14 protein-coding genes, 1 tRNA gene and 1 pseudogene are annotated in these 18,272 nt (G+C 37.1%); 14 read left to right on the top strand and 2 right to left on the bottom strand.

The window, feature by feature from the left end; genetic code table 11:
* The first annotated feature begins 3 nt into the window (after positions 1-3).
* The 6 genes from ACH3O9_RS03765 to ACH3O9_RS03740 all read left to right on the top strand — a co-directional run bounded on the left by ACH3O9_RS03765 (position 4) and on the right by ACH3O9_RS03740 (position 6,953).
* On the top strand, positions 4-1,170 hold the full coding sequence (locus ACH3O9_RS03765; protein WP_416444539.1) for a formimidoylglutamase: 1,167 nt from the start codon (positions 4-6) through the stop codon (positions 1,168-1,170).
* A 108-nt stretch (positions 1,171-1,278) separates the two neighbouring features.
* Positions 1,279-2,637 (top strand): gliding motility lipoprotein GldK, encoded by a 1,359-nt coding sequence (gene gldK, locus ACH3O9_RS03760; RefSeq protein WP_416444537.1) that lies wholly within the window; start codon positions 1,279-1,281, stop codon positions 2,635-2,637.
* Positions 2,638-2,704: 67 nt separating this feature from the next.
* Positions 2,705-3,355 (top strand): gliding motility protein GldL, encoded by a 651-nt coding sequence (gldL, locus tag ACH3O9_RS03755; protein ID WP_416444535.1) that lies wholly within the window; start codon positions 2,705-2,707, stop codon positions 3,353-3,355.
* A 36-nt stretch (positions 3,356-3,391) separates the two neighbouring features.
* Positions 3,392-4,927, top strand: coding sequence for a gliding motility protein GldM (gene gldM, locus ACH3O9_RS03750; RefSeq protein WP_416444533.1), 1,536 nt, complete (start codon positions 3,392-3,394; stop codon positions 4,925-4,927).
* Positions 4,928-4,939: 12 nt separating this feature from the next.
* Entirely contained in the window at positions 4,940-5,827 is an 888-nt protein-coding gene (gene gldN / locus ACH3O9_RS03745) for a gliding motility protein GldN (RefSeq protein WP_416444531.1), read from the top strand.
* A gap of 70 nt (positions 5,828-5,897) precedes the next feature.
* The gene (locus ACH3O9_RS03740) at positions 5,898-6,953 is read left to right on the top strand and encodes an NAD(P)/FAD-dependent oxidoreductase (protein ID WP_416444529.1); all 1,056 of its coding nucleotides are present in this window, start codon (positions 5,898-5,900) and stop codon (positions 6,951-6,953) included.
* Here the strand turns inward: ACH3O9_RS03740 and ACH3O9_RS03735 are convergent.
* Positions 6,950-7,342 carry a DUF983 domain-containing protein gene (locus ACH3O9_RS03735; RefSeq protein WP_416444527.1) on the bottom strand — a complete coding sequence of 131 codons (393 nt, stop codon included), beginning with the start codon at positions 7,340-7,342 and terminating at the stop codon, positions 6,950-6,952. The two genes, ACH3O9_RS03740 and ACH3O9_RS03735, sit on opposite strands and share 4 nt — an antisense overlap.
* Positions 7,343-7,448: 106 nt before the next feature.
* Here ACH3O9_RS03735 and ACH3O9_RS03730 point away from each other — a divergent pair, with 106 nt between their 5' ends.
* The 7 genes and pseudogenes from ACH3O9_RS03730 (at position 7,449) to ACH3O9_RS03700 (ending at position 16,161) form a co-directional block, all read left to right on the top strand.
* On the top strand, positions 7,449-9,365 hold the full coding sequence (locus tag ACH3O9_RS03730; protein WP_416444525.1) for an ABC-F family ATP-binding cassette domain-containing protein: 1,917 nt from the start codon (positions 7,449-7,451) through the stop codon (positions 9,363-9,365).
* A gap of 106 nt (positions 9,366-9,471) precedes the next feature.
* Positions 9,472-10,626, top strand: coding sequence for an efflux RND transporter periplasmic adaptor subunit (locus ACH3O9_RS03725; protein ID WP_416444523.1), 1,155 nt, complete (start codon positions 9,472-9,474; stop codon positions 10,624-10,626).
* A gap of 3 nt (positions 10,627-10,629) precedes the next feature.
* Positions 10,630-13,835 (top strand): annotated as a pseudogene (locus tag ACH3O9_RS03720) (efflux RND transporter permease subunit).
* A gap of 34 nt (positions 13,836-13,869) precedes the next feature.
* The gene (locus ACH3O9_RS03715) at positions 13,870-15,168 is read left to right on the top strand and encodes a TolC family protein (RefSeq protein WP_416444521.1); all 1,299 of its coding nucleotides are present in this window, start codon (positions 13,870-13,872) and stop codon (positions 15,166-15,168) included.
* Entirely contained in the window at positions 15,169-15,348 is a 180-nt protein-coding gene (locus tag ACH3O9_RS03710) for a CPXCG motif-containing cysteine-rich protein (RefSeq protein ID WP_416444519.1), read from the top strand.
* 61 nt (positions 15,349-15,409) lie between these two features.
* Entirely contained in the window at positions 15,410-15,781 is a 372-nt protein-coding gene (locus tag ACH3O9_RS03705) for an STAS/SEC14 domain-containing protein (protein ID WP_416444517.1), read from the top strand.
* A gap of 23 nt (positions 15,782-15,804) precedes the next feature.
* The gene (locus ACH3O9_RS03700) at positions 15,805-16,161 is read left to right on the top strand and encodes an STAS/SEC14 domain-containing protein (RefSeq protein ID WP_416444515.1); all 357 of its coding nucleotides are present in this window, start codon (positions 15,805-15,807) and stop codon (positions 16,159-16,161) included.
* Here the strand turns inward: ACH3O9_RS03700 and ACH3O9_RS03695 are convergent.
* Positions 16,158-17,720, bottom strand: coding sequence for a hypothetical protein (locus ACH3O9_RS03695; protein WP_416444513.1), 1,563 nt, complete (start codon positions 17,718-17,720; stop codon positions 16,158-16,160). The two genes, ACH3O9_RS03700 and ACH3O9_RS03695, sit on opposite strands and share 4 nt — an antisense overlap.
* A gap of 201 nt (positions 17,721-17,921) precedes the next feature.
* On the opposite strand from ACH3O9_RS03695, the gene ACH3O9_RS03690 reads away from it, so the two are divergent.
* Positions 17,922-17,994, top strand: a tRNA-Met gene (locus ACH3O9_RS03690).
* Positions 17,995-18,272: the final 278 nt, after the last annotated feature.

Below are 18,272 nucleotides of genomic sequence, written 5' to 3'. Positions count from 1 at the left end.
TCTATGCCCTTAGAAAACCTGTTGCCGGTTTCTGATGCTGTTGTAGCTCATGCGCAACTATTTCACAGCCAGAGCCTGGGAAGCGCAATTAAAGTTCATTCATCTAAAGAAGGTATTCCTGATCTGGAAGGAGTGAATCTGGCGATCATTGGTGTGCGAGAGAATAGGGGAGATATTGATCTCTTAGAAGAGCATCTCGATTTTTCGGCAATTAGAAGGGCTTTTTACCAGTTATTTCCGGGTAATTGGCACACTGTAATTGCAGATCTTGGCGATATTGATGCAGGAGAAAGTATAACAGATACGTTTTTCGCCGTAAGGCAAATAGCCGAAAATCTGATCAAAAAAGACATTATTCCTGTTTTTTTAGGAGGTACTCAAGATTTAACACATGCTATTTACAGAGCTTTTGATAATCTTGATCAAATGGTTAATCTGGTAAGTGTAGATAGCCGTTTTGATCTGGGTGACAGTTCGCAGCCTATGACAAATAAGTCTTATGTAGGTAAAGTGATCGTAGACCAGCCTTATAATTTATTCAATTTTTCTAATCTGGGATACCAGACTTATTTTAATAGTCAGGAAGAAATAGACCTGATGGATAAATTATTTTTTGATGCTTATCGTCTGGGCGCTGTGACAAATGATATTAGTATTGTAGAGCCGGTCATGCGCGATGCAGATATTGTTTCTTTTGATCTTGGCGCCGTGCAATCATCATCGCTTGGTTTTATGCATCATTCTAAGCCTAATGGTTTTAACGGTAGAGAAGCCTGTGCTATTTCACGTTATGCGGGGATAAGTGATCGAGTAAGTGTATTTGGAATTTTTGAATATGCATTGACAAAACAGACCGAAGCAGGGGCAGCGCTTATAGCAGAGATCATCTGGTACTTTATAGAAGGAGTGAATTACAGGGCTAATGAGGAGATAGGAGATAGACGCAAAGAGTTTTTGCATTATGCAGTCCCGGTTGAGGATGAGGTGCTTAGTTTTTACAAGAGTAACAAGACAGAGCGCTGGTGGATAGAAATTCCGTTTTTACAAGGTCTTAATAATAAATTAAAAAGGCACACGTTATTACCATGCACATACCAGGATTATCTTAACGCGTGCAATCAGGAAATACCTGAACGCTGGTATAAGGCGAGAAGGAAGAATGAAGTATAATAAATAGAACTAACTGGGATTGAGCGGTTTTTTTAAACTAAAAATTGGTTATTAAAATTTTTATAAATAGGTTTACGCTCTCAAATCTCAATTTAACCTAAAATACCTATGAAGAAGTTTGTTGCATTTATTGCGATGATAAGCTTGTTATTTAGTTGTGGTCGCAATGACCACGGTGAGCTTGTGGGGGCCAAAGGAAAGAAATGGAATCCTGAAAAACCATACGGGATGACGCTTGTTTCAGGTGGCTCTTTTATTATGGGTAAAAGCGACGATGATATCGCATCGGTTAAAAACGCCCCAACTAAAACTGTTACTGTACGCTCGTTCTATATGGATGAGACGGAAATCACCAATTCAGAATATCGTCAATTTGTAGATTGGGTAAAAGATTCTATTGTACGCACCCGTTTAGCAATTTTTGCTGATGAGATGGGGCAGACGCCGGGTGATGGTGGTATAGGAGAGTATGCTTTTCTAGATAACGATCCTGAAGATATGACTCCGTATGAGAAATATATGTATGATAATTACTACAGTTTTTCAGATACTTACGAAGGCAGAAAGTTAAATAAGCGTATCGACCTATTAGATGATCCTCAGGATTATCCTGATGAATATTATGTAGAGGTGATGGATTCTATGTACCTTCCTCTTGAAGAATCGTACAACGGGCAGCGCACTATTGATGTAGATAAACTTGAGTTTAAATACACATATCTTGATATAGAAGCTGCCGCGAAAGCGAAAAAAGGCAAGAGAAGTGACTATCTAATCACTGAAAATGTAAAGATATATCCTGATACTACAGTTTGGATCAAAGATTTTGCCTATTCATACAACGAGCCTATGCATAATGATTATTTCTGGCATAGTGCTTATGATGATTATCCTGTAGTTGGGGTGACCTGGGAGCAGGCAAAAGCATTCTGTGAGTGGCGTACGCTTTATAGAAATGCCTATAAAAAAGAAAGAGGTCAACAATTGGTTAATAGATTTAGATTACCCAGCGAGGCTGAATGGGAATACGCAGCACGTGGCGGTCTGGAAGGAGCTACTTACCCTTGGGGTGGACCTTATGCGAAGAATGACAGAGGATGCTTTCTAGCCAATTTTAAACCTCTGCGGGGGGATTATGCGGCAGATCAGGCACTTTATACAGTAGAGGCAGATTCATATGAACCTAATGATTATGATCTGTACAACATGTCTGGAAACGTTTCAGAATGGGTTGCATCATCTTATGACCCTAATGCCTATGAATACGTTTCTACAATGAACCCTAATGTTAACGACACACAAAATCAGCGTAAAGTTGTGCGTGGTGGGTCGTGGAAAGACGTTGCTTATTTCCTACAAGTAAGTACACGTGATTATGAGTATGCAGATTCTGCAAGAAGCTATATAGGCTTTAGAACTGTACAGGATTACCTTGGTGTGGGCGGAGACGTGAATACCAGAAGATAGTATTGATTCAAAATAATATTTACCCAAATATTTTACTTAACCCTAATTACTTAACTTAATTTTTAAAATGGCACAATCGAAATCTACAAAGAAACTTTTTAACATGGCGTACGGCCTAGGTGCGTCTGTTGTTATTATTGGAGCTTTATTTAAGATCCTACACTGGGAATTAGGCCCTTTAAATGGCGGTGTTTTACTGGCTATTGGTCTAATTACCGAAGCACTTATTTTTGCTATTTCTGCTTTTGAACCTGTTGATGATGAATTAGACTGGTCTTTAGTATATCCAGAATTAGCAGGTGCAGAACCTGCAGTAAGAAAGAATGCAGTTATTGAAGAGACACAATCTGAAGGTATGCTTTCGCAAAAGCTTGATAACCTTTTAAAGGAAGCTCAAATTGATGCAGAATTAATGAACAGCCTTGGCTTAAGCATTAGAAATTTTGAAGGAGCAGCAAAAGCGATTTCACCAACTGCAGAAGCAATGACCTCTACACAAAGATATAGTGAAGAGATGGCTTTAGCAGCAGCTCAAATGGAGTCTTTAAACAGTCTTTATAAAGTTCAGGTTGAGACCGCAGGTCGTCAGGCTGAAATAAACAATGAAGTAGCAACTAACGCTGGTAAATTGAAAGAACAAATGGAAAGTCTAGCGACTAACCTTTCTTCTCTTAATGGTGTATATGGTGGTATGCTTTCTGCAATGAACAGGAAATAATTTTTCAACTTGATATAAATCTATAAAAAATAGAAGATGGCAGGTGGAAAACTAGGACCTAGACAGAAAATGATCAACCTGATGTATCTCGTATTTATTGCAATGCTTGCATTAAATATGTCTAAAGAGGTATTATCAGCTTTTGGTCTTTTAAACGAAAAAATAACACAAGCAAATAGCGCATCAGACCAGCGTAATACTGCATTTTTAGCAGGACTTGATGCTAAAGCGTCAGAACAACCGGCAAAATATGCGGTGATTAAAGAAAAAGCGAAGAAAATAAATGTGATGGCTACAGATTTATCGGGTTATATAGACTCGTTAAAATCTGCAATGACAGCCAAAGTTGAAGATCCTAAAGATTATGAGGCTCAGGATAAGCCTGATTTTCTTGATCAAACATTCTTTAGCGGTGATAACTTATCTAAAGATGGAAAGTTGTTTAAATCAAAAGTTGAGAACTTTAGAGATGAAGTAGTAGCTTTAATTGGTGACAGCTATCCTAATATCGCGTCAGATATAAAGCAGAAGTTTGATACTTCGCCTGTAGAAAATCGCGATGGTAAGAAAATAGAGTGGTTAAGCTACAATTTTGAAGGGTTCCCAATGATAGCATCAACTACAAAGTTGACGCAGATGCAGGCAGATATAAAGACTACGCAAAGTGAGCTTCTTTCTGCTATGTTAGCTGGTGAGCAAGCTCAACAATTATCTATGAGCAATTACCAGGCTATTGTTGTGCCAGATAAGAGTGCATTTTTCTCTGGAGAATCATTTAAAGGTAAGGTAATTCTTGGTCGTTATGATAATACTTTAAACTTTGACAAGGTGGTGATAAATGGTAAACAGCTTAAGCAGACTTCTGCCGGGCAGGTTTTACTCGATTTTCCCGCCGGTAATGTAGGAGAGCAGAGCATTAAAGGTGAACTTCAGTTTAAAGAAGGAGATTCTATTGTAACGATACCTATTAATGATTCATATGCTGTAATAAACCGCCCTAATTCTGCTACTATTTCAGCAGATAAAATGAACGTGGTTTATCGCGGTGTTGCAAACCCAATGACCATTAGCTTCGCTGGTGTGGCAGATAATAATGTATCTGCAAGCGCACCGGGTCTTAATAAAGCAAGTGGTAGTAGCTATGTGATGACCCCAGGTAATGGGCGTGAAGTTACCATAAATGTAAATGGTACTCTGGCAGATGGTTCTAAGGTAAGTGATTCTAAGCAGTTTAGAATAAAAGATATACCAAGACCTACAGGAACTGTACGTGGTGAATCTGATATAATAAAAATGCAAAGAAATGCGTTAGAGATATCATCTGTAGGTGCTTCTTTGCCAGATTTTGATTTTGACCTTAATTTAAAGGTTACAGGATTTAAATTTAATGTACCGGGGCAGCCAACTGTTCAGGTAAATGGAGACAGACTAGATGCGCGCGCTAAGGCAGTATTAAAAAGAGCCCAACGTGGTGAAACGGTGCAGATATTTGATATAAATGCTCAAATTGCAGGAAATAGTTCTTATAAATTGAAAAAAGTATCTCCTGTTTTAATAGAACTTACAAATTAAAGTATAACTGACATGAGTTTGAAAAATTCATTTTTAGTGGTTTGCATGACGATATTGGTTGCATCATCTTATGGGCAGAACAATATTCTGAATGCGACAGACCCAGATGAGATGTTTATCAAGACAGATGAACAAATAGAGCTCGACAATGACAAGCCGTTAGAATATGGTTATGTTGACAGTCGCGATGTTCTCTGGGGAAAAAATGTATGGGAGGTCGTTGATCTTGATGAGCGCGTTAATTTCCCGCTATATTACCCAACAGATTCAAATAATATTGGTTCAGACAGAAGGTCTCTTTATGATGTTCTTGTGACTAATGTTAAGAAGGGTAAAATAGATATTTATTCAGACTCGTACTTTAATGATAAGATTCAGTTAGGAGACATTTCTGCGGCAATGTCTAAGGTAGATACTACAGATCTAGGATATGAGCAGTACAACGCCGGTGAGCAAATTGATCAACAGTTTATAAACAGACGTGATATTACTGCTGCAGATATTGAGCAATACTGGATACGCGGTTATTGGTACTTTGACAAACGTCAGGGTGAATTGAAGTATAGACTTATAGGTCTTGCTCCAGTTGCTCCAGATGTTAACTTTATAGATGATGATGAGCCAGTGCTTGTCCCTCTGTTTTGGGTTTGGTTTCCAGGCGCACGTGAGGTATTGCATGAAGCACAAGTATTTAATCCACAAAACTCAGCTCAGCCATTATCATTTGATCATTTGCTTAATTCGCGAAGGTTTAACGGTGTAATTTACAGAGTAGATAACATTCAGGGTGATCGTGAAGTTAAAGAGTATGTGGCAGACAATGCACTTATGCAGCTGCTGGAGTCTGAGCGCATAAAAGAACAAATACGAAACTTTGAATCTGATATGTGGAATTACTAATTTTCACAAAACTTATTGCTAAAACGCCTTTCTTTATGAGAGGCGTTTTTTTATACCTTATTTTTGAGCGATGAAAAAAGTTGATTACATAATCGTTGGTCTGGGTCTCGCAGGCATGGCATTTTGTGAGCAGTTAGAGGCTCACAATAAAACCTTTGTAGTTTTTCATAATAATGAAAAAGGTGCCAGCAGGGTTGCAGGTGGTTTGTATAATCCTGTGATTCTTAAACGTTATTCTTTGCCTTGGCAAGGAGTTGAGCAGTTTGATCTGGCTATTCCTTATTTTAAAGAGCTTTGTAAAAAATTGGGAGTAGAAGCAGTGCAGTCTATGCCTGTAAAGAAAATATTCTCTTCTGCAGAAGATCAAAATAATTGGTTTGAAGCTTCAGATAAGCCGGGTTTAGATCGGTTTATTCGGCCAAATGTTACACGTAATGATAATAACGCCATTAATGCTCCTTTTAACCTGGGCGAGGTAAATGAAACAGGAAAAATAGATATTAAGCGACTCTTAAATTCTTATTCTGAATATCTTAAAAGTAAATCTGCTTTAAAGGAAGAAGAATTTGATTACGAAAAAATTCAGTTTCAAACAAATTGCATTCAATATAGTGATATAGAAGCGAGATTTATTGTCTTTGCTGAAGGTTACGGAGTATGTAAAAATCCATTTTTCAAAGCGTTGCCGCTGGTAGGCAATAAAGGTGAATATATTACTATAAAATCGCCCAAATTGGGGTTGAAATCGGCTTTAAAGTCGTCGTTTTTTATAATTCCGCTGGGTGATGATCTGTATAAAGTGGGTGCTACCTTTAACTGGAAAGATAAAGACACGCAACCTTCAGTTTCCGCTCAAGGCGAAATCGTAGAAAAATTAAAAAAAGTGATCAACTGTGATTTTGAGATTGTAGATCAGGAGGCGGGTATACGACCTACCACAGGCGATCGCAGACCTTTATTGGGAGTTCACCCTAAATATGACAGACTCGTTATTTTAAATGGTTTAGGAACGCGCGGAATTATGATGTCTCCTTTTCTGGCTAAAATGCTTTATGAGCATCTCGAGGAGGGCAAAGATCTATTTGAGGATGTAAATATAAATCGCTTTAAAAAGAAATTGCTTTAGGCTTTCTTAGCCTTTTCTTTATCGTAACTCATAAAGAAATTGATCCAGATGTTTCTGGAAAGCCTCAGGATTACAGGAAAAAACAGGACTAAAGTGCCAGTTATCGCAAAAAAAGAGGTCAATAATCCGCCGTTGAGAAAGAAGTGGGCTATTACAAATGCGGCAACAGCAAAAGCGATACCTAAGCCATAACTCACATACATGGCGCCGTAAAAAAAGGAAGGTTCTATTTTAAATTTTGTGCCGCAAAAAGAACAACGCTCGTGCATGTCCTGTACTTTGCTCAGGTGGTAAGGATTAGAGTCAATGTACATTTCGCCTTCATGGCAAACGGGACATTTACCGGTTAAAATGCTGTATAATTTGTTTCCTTTTAAGACTTTGAGCATAGCGTTGAATTACTGAACAAATTTAGGCATCTTTGCAGAAAATTTGGTTAGCCACAGGCAGTTATTTCTAGGTGCCGCATTTAACTACTAATATTAAAAAGAATACATGTTAAATATTCATAATCTATCTGTTTCCTTCCAGGGTGAGTACCTGTTTAACGAAGTTACTTTTCGCTTAGGCGAAGGAGATAGAGTGGGACTAGTTGGGAAGAACGGAGCCGGTAAATCTACCATGCTGCGTATAATCTCTGGTGAGCAGGAATACGATACAGGACAGATAGCTATGGATAAGGAAGTGCAAATAGGCTTTCTTAAACAGGATATTGACTTTATACCCGGTCGCACAGTTCTGGAAGAATCTTTTCAGGCCTTTGAAACAATTAAAAAGCTGGAGAGCAGGCTTGATGAGATCAATCATCAACTAGTGACGCGTACAGATTATGAAAGTGAAGGCTATCATGATCTCATGGTAGAGCTTAATGATGTACAGCATCAGTATGAGATACATGGTGGTTATAATTATAAAGGTGAGACTGAGCGTATCTTGATGGGGCTTGGTTTTAGCAGGGAAGATTTTGACCGATTAACAGATACTTTTTCCGGTGGGTGGAGAATGCGTATAGAATTGGCAAAATTGTTACTTCAGAATAATGATGTTCTGCTTCTCGATGAGCCTACAAACCACCTTGATATAGAATCTATAATCTGGCTTGAAAATTTCTTAAAAGCCTATTTAGGAGCTGTGGTTATTGTTTCTCACGATAAAATGTTTCTCGATAATGTAACAAACAGGACTATAGAGATTTCTCTGGGAAGAATCTATGACTACCCAAAACCTTATTCTCAGTATCTTATTCTAAGAGAGGAATTGCGAGAGCAGCAGCTTGCCACGCAGAAAAATCAACAGAAGGAGATCGAGCATACAGAAAAGCTGATTGAAAAGTTTAGAGCTAAAGCATCTAAAGCCACTATGGCTCAATCACTGATCAAGAAATTAAATCGCATGGACCGTATCGAGGTCGATGAAGATGATAACAGTGTTATGACGCTTAATTTTCCGGTTTCAGTAGTTCCCGGGAAAGTGGTTGTAGAAGCAGAGCATATTTCAAAGAGTTATGAAGAGAAAAATGTTCTCAAGAATATAAGCCTGCATGTTGAGCGCTCAAGTAAGATCGCATTTGTAGGACAGAATGGGCAGGGAAAATCTACACTTGCTAAGATTATTGTAGATGAGATAGATCATTCAGGACATTTAAAACTAGGGCATAACGTACAAATAGGATATTTTGCCCAGAATCAGGCAGATCATTTAGATGGTAGTAAAACCGTTCTTGATACAATGATAGATGCCGCAAATGAAAAAAACCGAAGCAAAGTTCGTGATATTCTGGGTGCATTTCTTTTTAGAGGTGAAGAAGCAGATAAATATGTGCGTGTGCTTTCTGGAGGTGAGCGTAACAGGCTTGCTTTAGCAAAACTGATGTTGCAGCCTTTTAATGTTCTGGTGATGGATGAGCCTACAAACCACCTGGATATTAAGTCTAAAAATGTGCTTAAAGACGCTTTAAAACGTTTTGAAGGAACTTTGATACTAGTTTCTCACGACAGGGATTTTCTACAGGGATTAACAAATAAGGTTTACGAGTTTAAAGATCACAAGCTTAAAGAATATTTAGGTGATATAGATTTTTATCTTGAGCAAAGAGAAGTTACGAGTCTTAGAGAAGTAGAGAAGCGAGATGATGTAAAAGCCCAAAAAGTAAGTGCTGCCCCAGAAACAAAAGCTTCTTACAAAGATCAAAAGAAACTTAAAGCTCTTACCAATAAACTCAGTAATTTAGAATCTGAAATTAATAAACTGGAACGCGAAATTAAACAGATTGACAAAGAGCTGGCAGAGAATTATAACAAAGCGATAGCCAAGCCTAATTTCTTTGAAGTTTATCAAAATAAAAAGAAAAAGCTTGAAGAGAAAATGACAAGTTGGGGCAAAGTTTCAGAGGAAATCGATCAATACGCTTAATAACAATTAATTCCGCTTTTATTTTAGTATTTCTTTAACATCAGCCCACATAAGGCATTGATATTTTTGTGTCTCATCAATCCCCACCTGGAGCAAAAATATACCTATGCGTAAAATTATACTTTCAGGGCTTGGCGTTTTAATTTTGGCTGGAGCTATATTTCTGGCTATATATCTTAAAGATAATAAAGCAGAACCTGAAGCCCGAATTGAGAAAGTAGTAAAGACTGTCTTTGTAGATACAATACAAAATAGTACAATACCTATTGTTATACCCGCAAACGGAAGTCTGGCTGCAAAGAACAGATTAGAGTTGTTTGCAGAAGTGCAAGGTGTTTTTCGCAGTAGCGCTCATGATTTTAAACCGGGTCAAACATATAGAAGAGGAGAAACTCTTTTAAATATTGATTCATCTGAGTATTACTCTTCTGTACAGGCGGCAAAAAGTGAGTTATATAATCTGGTAACTTCTATAATGCCCGATCTCAGGCTTGATTATCCTGATATTTATCCTAAGTGGCAAAAATATCTTTCAAATTTTGATATTAACAAGGGAACCCCTGAACTTCCAAAAATTGATAATGAACAGGAAGGATATTTTATTACAGGGCGTGGTGTTTTCTCGTCCTACTACAATGTCAAAAACCTTGAACAACGCTTGGGGAAGTATAGAATTTATGCACCTTTTACAGGAATACTTACAGAATCATTAGTTACAAAAGGAACTCTGGTACGTCCAGGTCAAAAATTAGGAGAATTTATAGATCCGTCAGTTTATGAACTAGAGGTGGCGGTGAGTAAAACTTTTAGTGATTTACTTGAAATAGGTGAAAAAGTGGAGCTTGCAGATCTTAACGGCACCCATTCTTATACAGGAACGGTAAGTAGAATTAACGGAAGAGTAAATCAGGCAACCCAAACTATCAAGGTGTTTGTAGAAGTTACCGGGGATAACCTAAAAGAAGGTATGTATCTTGAAGCACAGCTTGAAGCGAAAGAAGAAAGTGATGCAATAAAAATACCTCGTAAACTTCTAGTAGACAATTCTCAAATTTTCATTGTAAGAGATAGTATTTTAGATCTGGTAGATGTAGATCCCGTTTATTTTTCAGATAAGGATGTCGTTTTAAAAGGTATACCTGATGGTACGCGTATACTTTCCCGCAATGTTCCTGGTGCTTATGCTGGTATGCAGGTTAAAGTTTATAGGGAAGAGAGCTCATCAAATTCGGCAGCAGGTTCTTCACAAGCAGTAGATTAAGCTATGCGAAAAATTATAAGTTATTTTATTAAATATGAAGTCGCGGTAAATGTCGTGATCTTTGCATTTATAATTTTTGGTGTAGTTGGGATTTTTAGAATGAAATCCTCATTTTTTCCTTTAGTAGATTCTCAGATAATCACAATAAATGTCGCTTATCCCGGTGCTGCGCCGCAGGAAATAGAAGAGGGTGTCGTCCTCAAAATAGAGGACAATCTCAAAGGATTAGTTGGGATAGACAGAGTGACCTCAACTTCTCGTGAAAATGGTGGAAACATAACCATTGAGATCGATCAGGATGAGGATATTGATGTCATTCTTGCCGAAGTGAAAAATGCAGTTGACCGCGTTCCCAGTTTTCCTACGGGGATGGAACCATTAGTTGTAGCGAAACAAGAGGCAATAAGACAAACGATAAGTTTTGCGGTAAGTGGTGAATCTATAGACCTTGCAACACTTAAACAAATAGCGCGAAGTATTGAGTATGACCTACGGGCGATGGATGGGATTTCACAAATTGAGATCTCGGGATATCCTGCTGAGGAAATAGAAATTGCCGTTCGCGAAAATGATCTGCTCGCATATGGACTTTCTTTTGAGGAAGTGGCGCAAGCAGTATCTCAGGCCAATATTCTCACTACAGGTGGAAATATAAAAACAGAAGCAGAAGATTATCTTATACGTGCAAATAATCGCTCTTACTATGGTGATGAGCTTACCAATCTTGTGGTAAGGGCCAATAGCGATGGTACAGTAGTGCGATTAAAAGATGTTGCAGTAATACGCGATAGATTTGAAGAAACGCCTAATGCTTCCTATTTTAATGGAAACCTTGCTGTTAATGTTGAGATAAGTAATACAAATAATGAAGATTTATTACCTACTGCAGAAAAGGTAAATAATTATATAGATGACTTTAACGCAAAATACTCTGCTGTTCATCTTGACGTGGTTTCAGATTCATCTGTAAGACTTCATCAACGCACACAATTATTAATAGAAAATGGAGCAGCAGGAATTCTCCTTGTACTTCTGTTTCTGTCATTTTTTCTAAATACCCGACTTGCATTTTGGGTGGCCTGCGGTATTCCCGTGGCTTTCTTAGGAATGTTCATTTTTGCGGCTCAATTTAATGTTACCATTAATGTACTTTCCCTCTTTGGAATGATCATAGTTATAGGTATTCTAGTAGATGATGGTATAGTAATTTCAGAAAACATATATCAACATTATGAGGAGGGTAAAACTCCTATTAAAGCAGCTATAGATGGTACTATGGAAGTGCTTCCACCTATTGTTTCTGCAATTATTACAACCGTTCTGGCTTTTTCTACATTTCTTTTTCTTGATAGTAGAATAGGAGAGTTCTTTAGTGAGGTGGCTACGGTTGTTATTCTTACCCTTGTGGTCTCACTAGTTGAGGCTTTAATAATTTTACCTGCTCATATAGCCCATTCTAAAGCGTTAATCAAGGAGACAGATGAGCAAAAAGCTTCTAAAAAAGGACTGGATAAATTCTTTTATAAACTGCGTTTTTTTAATGAAAAGGGAGATCAGTTTATGCAATATTTACGCGATAAGCTTTACGCCCCTACTTTAAAATTTGTACTTCAGCAAAGGTTTTTGTCTTTTGCCATTATCGCAGCATTACTTATTGTGACAATAGGAGCTATAGCCGGGGGGATTGTACGGGTCACACTTTTCCCTAGTATAGCGAGTGATAGAGTTTCTATTGATCTGCTTATGCCAGAGGGAACAAATCCTAAAATAACAGACAGTATAATCACCATGGTAGAAGAGGCTGCATGGCGTGTAAATGATGATTACACAGACAGACAGACAGATAACATGCAAGTGGTAGAAAATGTGATTAAGCGCGTAGGGCCTGGTAATAATAAAGCATCGTTGCAGGTAAATTTACTTCCGGGAGAGCTTAGGGATTTTGCATCGCCAGATATTACAAACTCCATACGTGATGAAGTAGGTGAGGTTTTTGGTGTGGAAAGACTCACTTTTGGCTCCGGAGGAAATTTTGGCGGAAGCCCAGTTTCTATTTCTCTTTTAGGAAATAATACAGAAGAGCTTGAAGCTGCAAAACAAGAGTTACGAGCGGTGCTAGAAGAAAATCCTTTGCTGCGTGATGTGGTTGATACAGACCCAGAAGGAATCAAGGAAATTAAAATTCGTCTTAACGAAAGCGCTTATGCATTGGGATTAAATCTTAGTAGTGTTATGCGGCAGGTACGCTCAGGATTTTTTGGTACTCAGGCCCAACGTTTTCAGAGAGGGCAGGACGAGATACGAGTTTGGGTGAGATATGACAGGGATAATCGCAGTTCTATAAACGATCTTGATGAGATGCGCATACTAACACCAAGCGGTGAACGTGTGCCCTTTGGCGAAATAGCAAGTTATGATATTGCCCGTGGTGATGAGTCTATAAGTCATCTTGAAGGACAGCGCGAAATTCAGGTAAATGCAGATATGGAAGATCCTAACGGAAGCGCTACAGATATACTTGCTGATGTACGGGCAAATGTGATGCCGTCTATTCTTTCAAAATATCCCACGGTTTCCGTTTCTTATGAAGGTCAAAATCGTGAGGCCGAAAAACTCAGTGATTCTGCAAACAAAGTGATTTGGGTTATTCTCTTTTTAATTTATGCGACTATCGCATTTACGTTCCGTAGTTATAGTCAGCCATTTTTATTGTTGTTGATGATTCCTTTTAGTGTAATAGGCGTTGCCTGGGGTCACTTTATTCATGGGTTTCCTATAAATGTACTTTCTGCTTTAGGTATAATTGCCTTAATAGGAATAATGGTTAACGATGGTCTGGTACTTATAGGTAAGTTTAATAGTTATCTTAAAGACGGTGTCAAATTTGATGAGGCTCTGTATATGGCCGGAAAATCGAGGTTTAGAGCCATATTTTTAACCTCTTTGACGACGATTGCAGGTTTAGCGCCTTTGTTAATGGAAAAGAGCAGACAGGCTCAATTTTAAAACCAATGGCTATTTCTATATCATATGGCATTGCCATCGCAACATTACTTACACTGCTCATGCTACCCCTTTTACTATCAATAACAAATAGTGCAAAAACACGTATTAAATGGTTGCGTACAGGTAAAGAAGTTTCAAAAGAAGAAGTTGAGCGTGCGATTAAAGAACAAAAGGAAGAAAACGAGGATGATGAAGCCGCTTAAAACAATTTACCCCTACATATTAACTGTAATTATTTTGTTTCTTTCGTCATCAGGAATGGCGCAAGACCAGCAAGATCAACTGTCAAAAGCCGAAGCGATACAGTTAACCTTAGAAAACAACTACGGGATTGAAGTCGCAAATAATAATCTGGCAATTGCAGAAAACAATGCAAGTCTTTTAAATTCAGGATATCTGCCAGCTGTTTACGCTCTTGCGGGTATGAATTATCAAATACAGGATTCTGAGACAGATCGTGATGATGGTAACTCGTTTGAATTGAATAATGCAGAATCTGATAATTACAATGCTTCTGTAAACCTTGATTACATCCTATTTGATGGCTTGGGAAGATATTATAATTACCAGCGTCTTAAAGAAGCTAGAAATCTATCTCAACTTGATGCAAGACAAACCATTGAAAACACAATTTTACAGCTATTTTCTGTGTATTATGAAGTGGCAAGACTGACTGAAAATGTTGAAATTCTTGAGGAAACTTTGCGTATCTCTAAAGACAGAGTTTTAAGAGCTAATTATCAATTTGATTATGGCCAGAATACAAAACTAGAAGTTTTAAATGCAGAGGTAGACGTTACTAATGATAGTATCAACCTGATGAATAACAGGCAGCAGCTTCTCAATACAAAACGTGATCTTAATGTAGTGATGGCGCGTAATCTTGGGACAGATTTTGTGGTAGATACCCTTGTTGCTTTTACACCAAGTATAAAACTACAAACATACACAGATAGTGCGCTAGACAACAATGTGAGAATTATGCAAAGTGAATCAAATATTGAATTAAGTGAGTACGATATTAAGACCACACGTGCAGACTATCTTCCCACTGTGGGGCTTACCGGTTCCTATGGTTGGAATAAAAATAACAGTCCGGCAAGTGCATTTTTTACAGGGAGCACTCAAAAAGGCACAGCTTTAGGAGCAGGTTTAAATCTCACCTGGAACTTATTTAATGGGGGAGCTACAACAGTGAGGTATCGCAATGCTAAGATTGCTCGAGATAATCAGGAATTACTTAAAGAACAAATAAAACTGGAAGTTGAGCGTGACATTGAAAATGCAAGAGGAGATTATGAAAATTTGTTACAGGTTTATGAGATTCAGGAACAAAACGTAATTACAAATCAAAATAATTTTGAACGGTCACGCGAGCGCTTTAATATTGGTCTTATAACATCTATTGAGTTTAGGCAGGCACAAATAAACCTGCTTAACGCAGAAACGAATAAGAACCTTGCAAAGTACGAGGCTAAGTATGCAGAATTGCAATTGTTACAATTAATTGGTCAATTACTCAATGTTGATTTTTAAATGTTAGAACATTTCTTTCAATGCCCATATTGTTGGGAAGACATCTCTATGCTTCTCGATCCCTCAATTTCTACCACATATATAGAAGACTGTGAGGTTTGTTGCAACCCTATTGAGGTCGCAGTGTCTTTTGAGGATGGTGAATTAACTGAATTCCAAGTGTCTAATATTGAGCAGTAGTTTTAAGTCTATTGATATTAGCAGTTATTCCGTATATTCGCCAACTTTATTTATAGTGTAAATGGCCCTCGAGAAGTTTGAGTTTGCAGAACAAGTACTAGGATTTATTATTTCTGAAAAGATAGATAGTAAAACAGTGCATAGTATTCATATGACTATAAATGAGGCGCTTTTAAAATATGAAAGCATAAGTTTATATGTAGAAGATACCACTACGGGAGCGGTAGATTTTAATGCAATAAGGAAGGATTTTACATATAGAATTCAAAATAATAGCCGCTATAGCAGAATAGCTATAGTCTCAGATAAAAGCATACTATCGTTCTATACACGATTTAAAGCTTTGTTCATGAAAGCAGAGATGCGACACTTTTCCCTTAAAAACAGAATGGAAGCTCTTAACTGGGTTTCTGCAATTTATACGAGTATTTAATAAAAAATCAAACCAAATTTTTTATGAGAAAATTTGAATTTGCAGACCACGTAGTTGGTTTTATTGTTGATTCTAACATTGATGTAGAACTTGTTGAAAACGTAAAAGATCAGGTTGACGCCCTTCTTGACAAGCATAAAAAAATATCACTTTATTTTGAAGATAATTCCCCAAACCCTCTGGATATAGGCGCCGCTTTTAGCGATTTGTCTTATGAAATTGATCAAAGAAAGCGCTTCAATAGAATTGCTTTGGTTTCAGATAAATCTATAATGTACTTTTATTCAAAAGTCAAATCAATGTTTATGACTGCAGAAGTAAGATCTTTTAAGCATAAGGATAGGCTTGATGCTCTTAATTGGGTTTCTAACGACGTTTAGGAGGATTCTCCATCGCCGGTTAGTACAGATAATAATCCTTGTTTTACATTTAACCATAGGTAATTAAAAATAGACTTAGAGGTGTCTCTTTCTGCTGTGCCCTCCCCGGATCTAAAAGAATCACTGCCCTTTTCTTCACTGTCTTTAGAAACAAAAAGATTTGCCAGTGTTGAAATAAGCCATTTTTTCTTCTCTTTTTTGTCATTGAGAACAGCTATTTTGAAGTCGTCATAATTCATTTTCATATTAATATGCGAAGAAGTGTTATCACCAGAAATATCAAAATATGCTTTATGCAAAGCTCCTGTAAGTTTAACATTAAGATTAGGTTCTGTAAAGCTGTTTAAAGCTGTTACGGGTAATTCACCTACATCTGCCTTAAATCTAAATTGGTCATTTTTATTCTGAACATCAAAAGACCAATCTACCTCTATTGGGCTTTTCTCCATAAATAAAGCATTTACTTGTATTGATGTCATTTTTTCGCCCAGAGCGTAAGTATTCCCCAGATTTTTTATTGTGGCTTGTAAATTTTTAAATGAGAGCTTCCCTGCCTGATTATCAGCTTTTACCTTTTCTTCATATTCTATAGATGCACCCTTTATCTGGGCATTATCTATCATGAGCTCAAACGGTAAATCTCTTAATGATTTGCTGTAAAGCGGTTTAAAAGTTGGATCATCTGCAACAAGCTTATCGCGAAATATTTTAAACTGCGGTTGTGTAATATCCATTTGAGATGCCTGTGCAGAAACTGTACTGTTTTCAGCTTTTATATTGAAACTCTTAAAGGCTATTTTGGGAATATTAAGATCAACATGGTCGCGCTCTTTTGATATTTGTTGAGACAGTTCTATCTGGCTGTAGCGTGTTTTTATTTGTGTATTATTTAAGATCAATGTAGAATCATCTAGGCTGAACTTATCAACGTATAAATTGTCATAGGCATTTAACCTGTAAAAAATAGAGTCTGATTCTATGTGAATACTGCTGTAATCAAATGGAATCTGTTGTTTGAGTTTTTCTTTATTTGTTTCTATATTTTCAATAGAAATTACCGTTTGTGGCATGTTGATTAACAGCGAATCTGCGCCGTTTTTGAGCACTTTTAGGGAGGTTTTTGCCAGTTTTAGGCGATTTATTTGAATACTCTTTTTGAACTTGCTATCATTGTTATTTTGAGATACTTGGTTGGTATCTTTCTTTTTTTGTTGGTGATAAATAACTGAAGATTCTCCTAATTCTATAAGCTCAAAATGAATTTTATCTTTTGTAAAATAATCCCAATAGTCAAGATCTTTTAATTTTAGCTCCTGTGTTTTGATTTGTGCCTTAGAGATAGAATCTTCAGGATTTTTTAAGTTTAACTGTATATTATCTACTGTTACCGTTCCTTCCCAGGAGTGCACATCGATGTTGTCGTAATTTAATGTCATGTCTTCAGGCAGGCCAGACGACAAAAATGATTCTATTTTGTTTTTGAAATAGTAATTGAGGGCAATTGTGCCTATTACAAATACCGAAATAAGGATTAAAATAGTAATAAATAATTTTCTCATAGATTTAAAGATACCTATAAGCCAAAGCTTTACTGTTATGGAAAATATAATATTTTAAGGCCGCTAAAAATTTTTACGAAAGTGTTTTGTGTAGTCGTAAAAAGCGTTGTATATTTGCCATCCCAATCAAAGGAAAGGGAATTGTTTTTTGTTAGCGTAATGACCTAAAGGTGCAAACCAAGTAAAAAACAGCGCATATATCGCGGGATAGAGCAGTAGGTAGCTCGTCGGGCTCATAACCCGAAGGTCACTGGTTCGAGTCCAGTTCCCGCTACTAGTAAGGACAAGGCTTCACAGAAATGTGAAGCCTTTTTTTATATCACATAGTACAGAATAAGTACAGAATCTAAGTTTGTTTTAGGCTGAAATTTTAATTGTTATAATTTGAATGTAAATAATAGCAAATTATATAAAAGTCTTATTGCGATATCTTTTTTCTTTTTTTTAGAACTTCATATAAGCGAATTTTTAAATACTTTTTAAGGTTTATCTGCTTTCTACAGAATTACATCTCAATGATTGTCAAGTTTCTGTTGTTAATAACTCAAGTTT

The sequence above is a fragment of the Leeuwenhoekiella sp. A16 genome (assembly GCF_047946675.1).
Classification (GTDB): domain Bacteria; phylum Bacteroidota; class Bacteroidia; order Flavobacteriales; family Flavobacteriaceae; genus Leeuwenhoekiella.
Note: the sequence above shows the minus strand (reverse complement) of the source record. Positions and strands in the feature narration are given on the sequence as shown.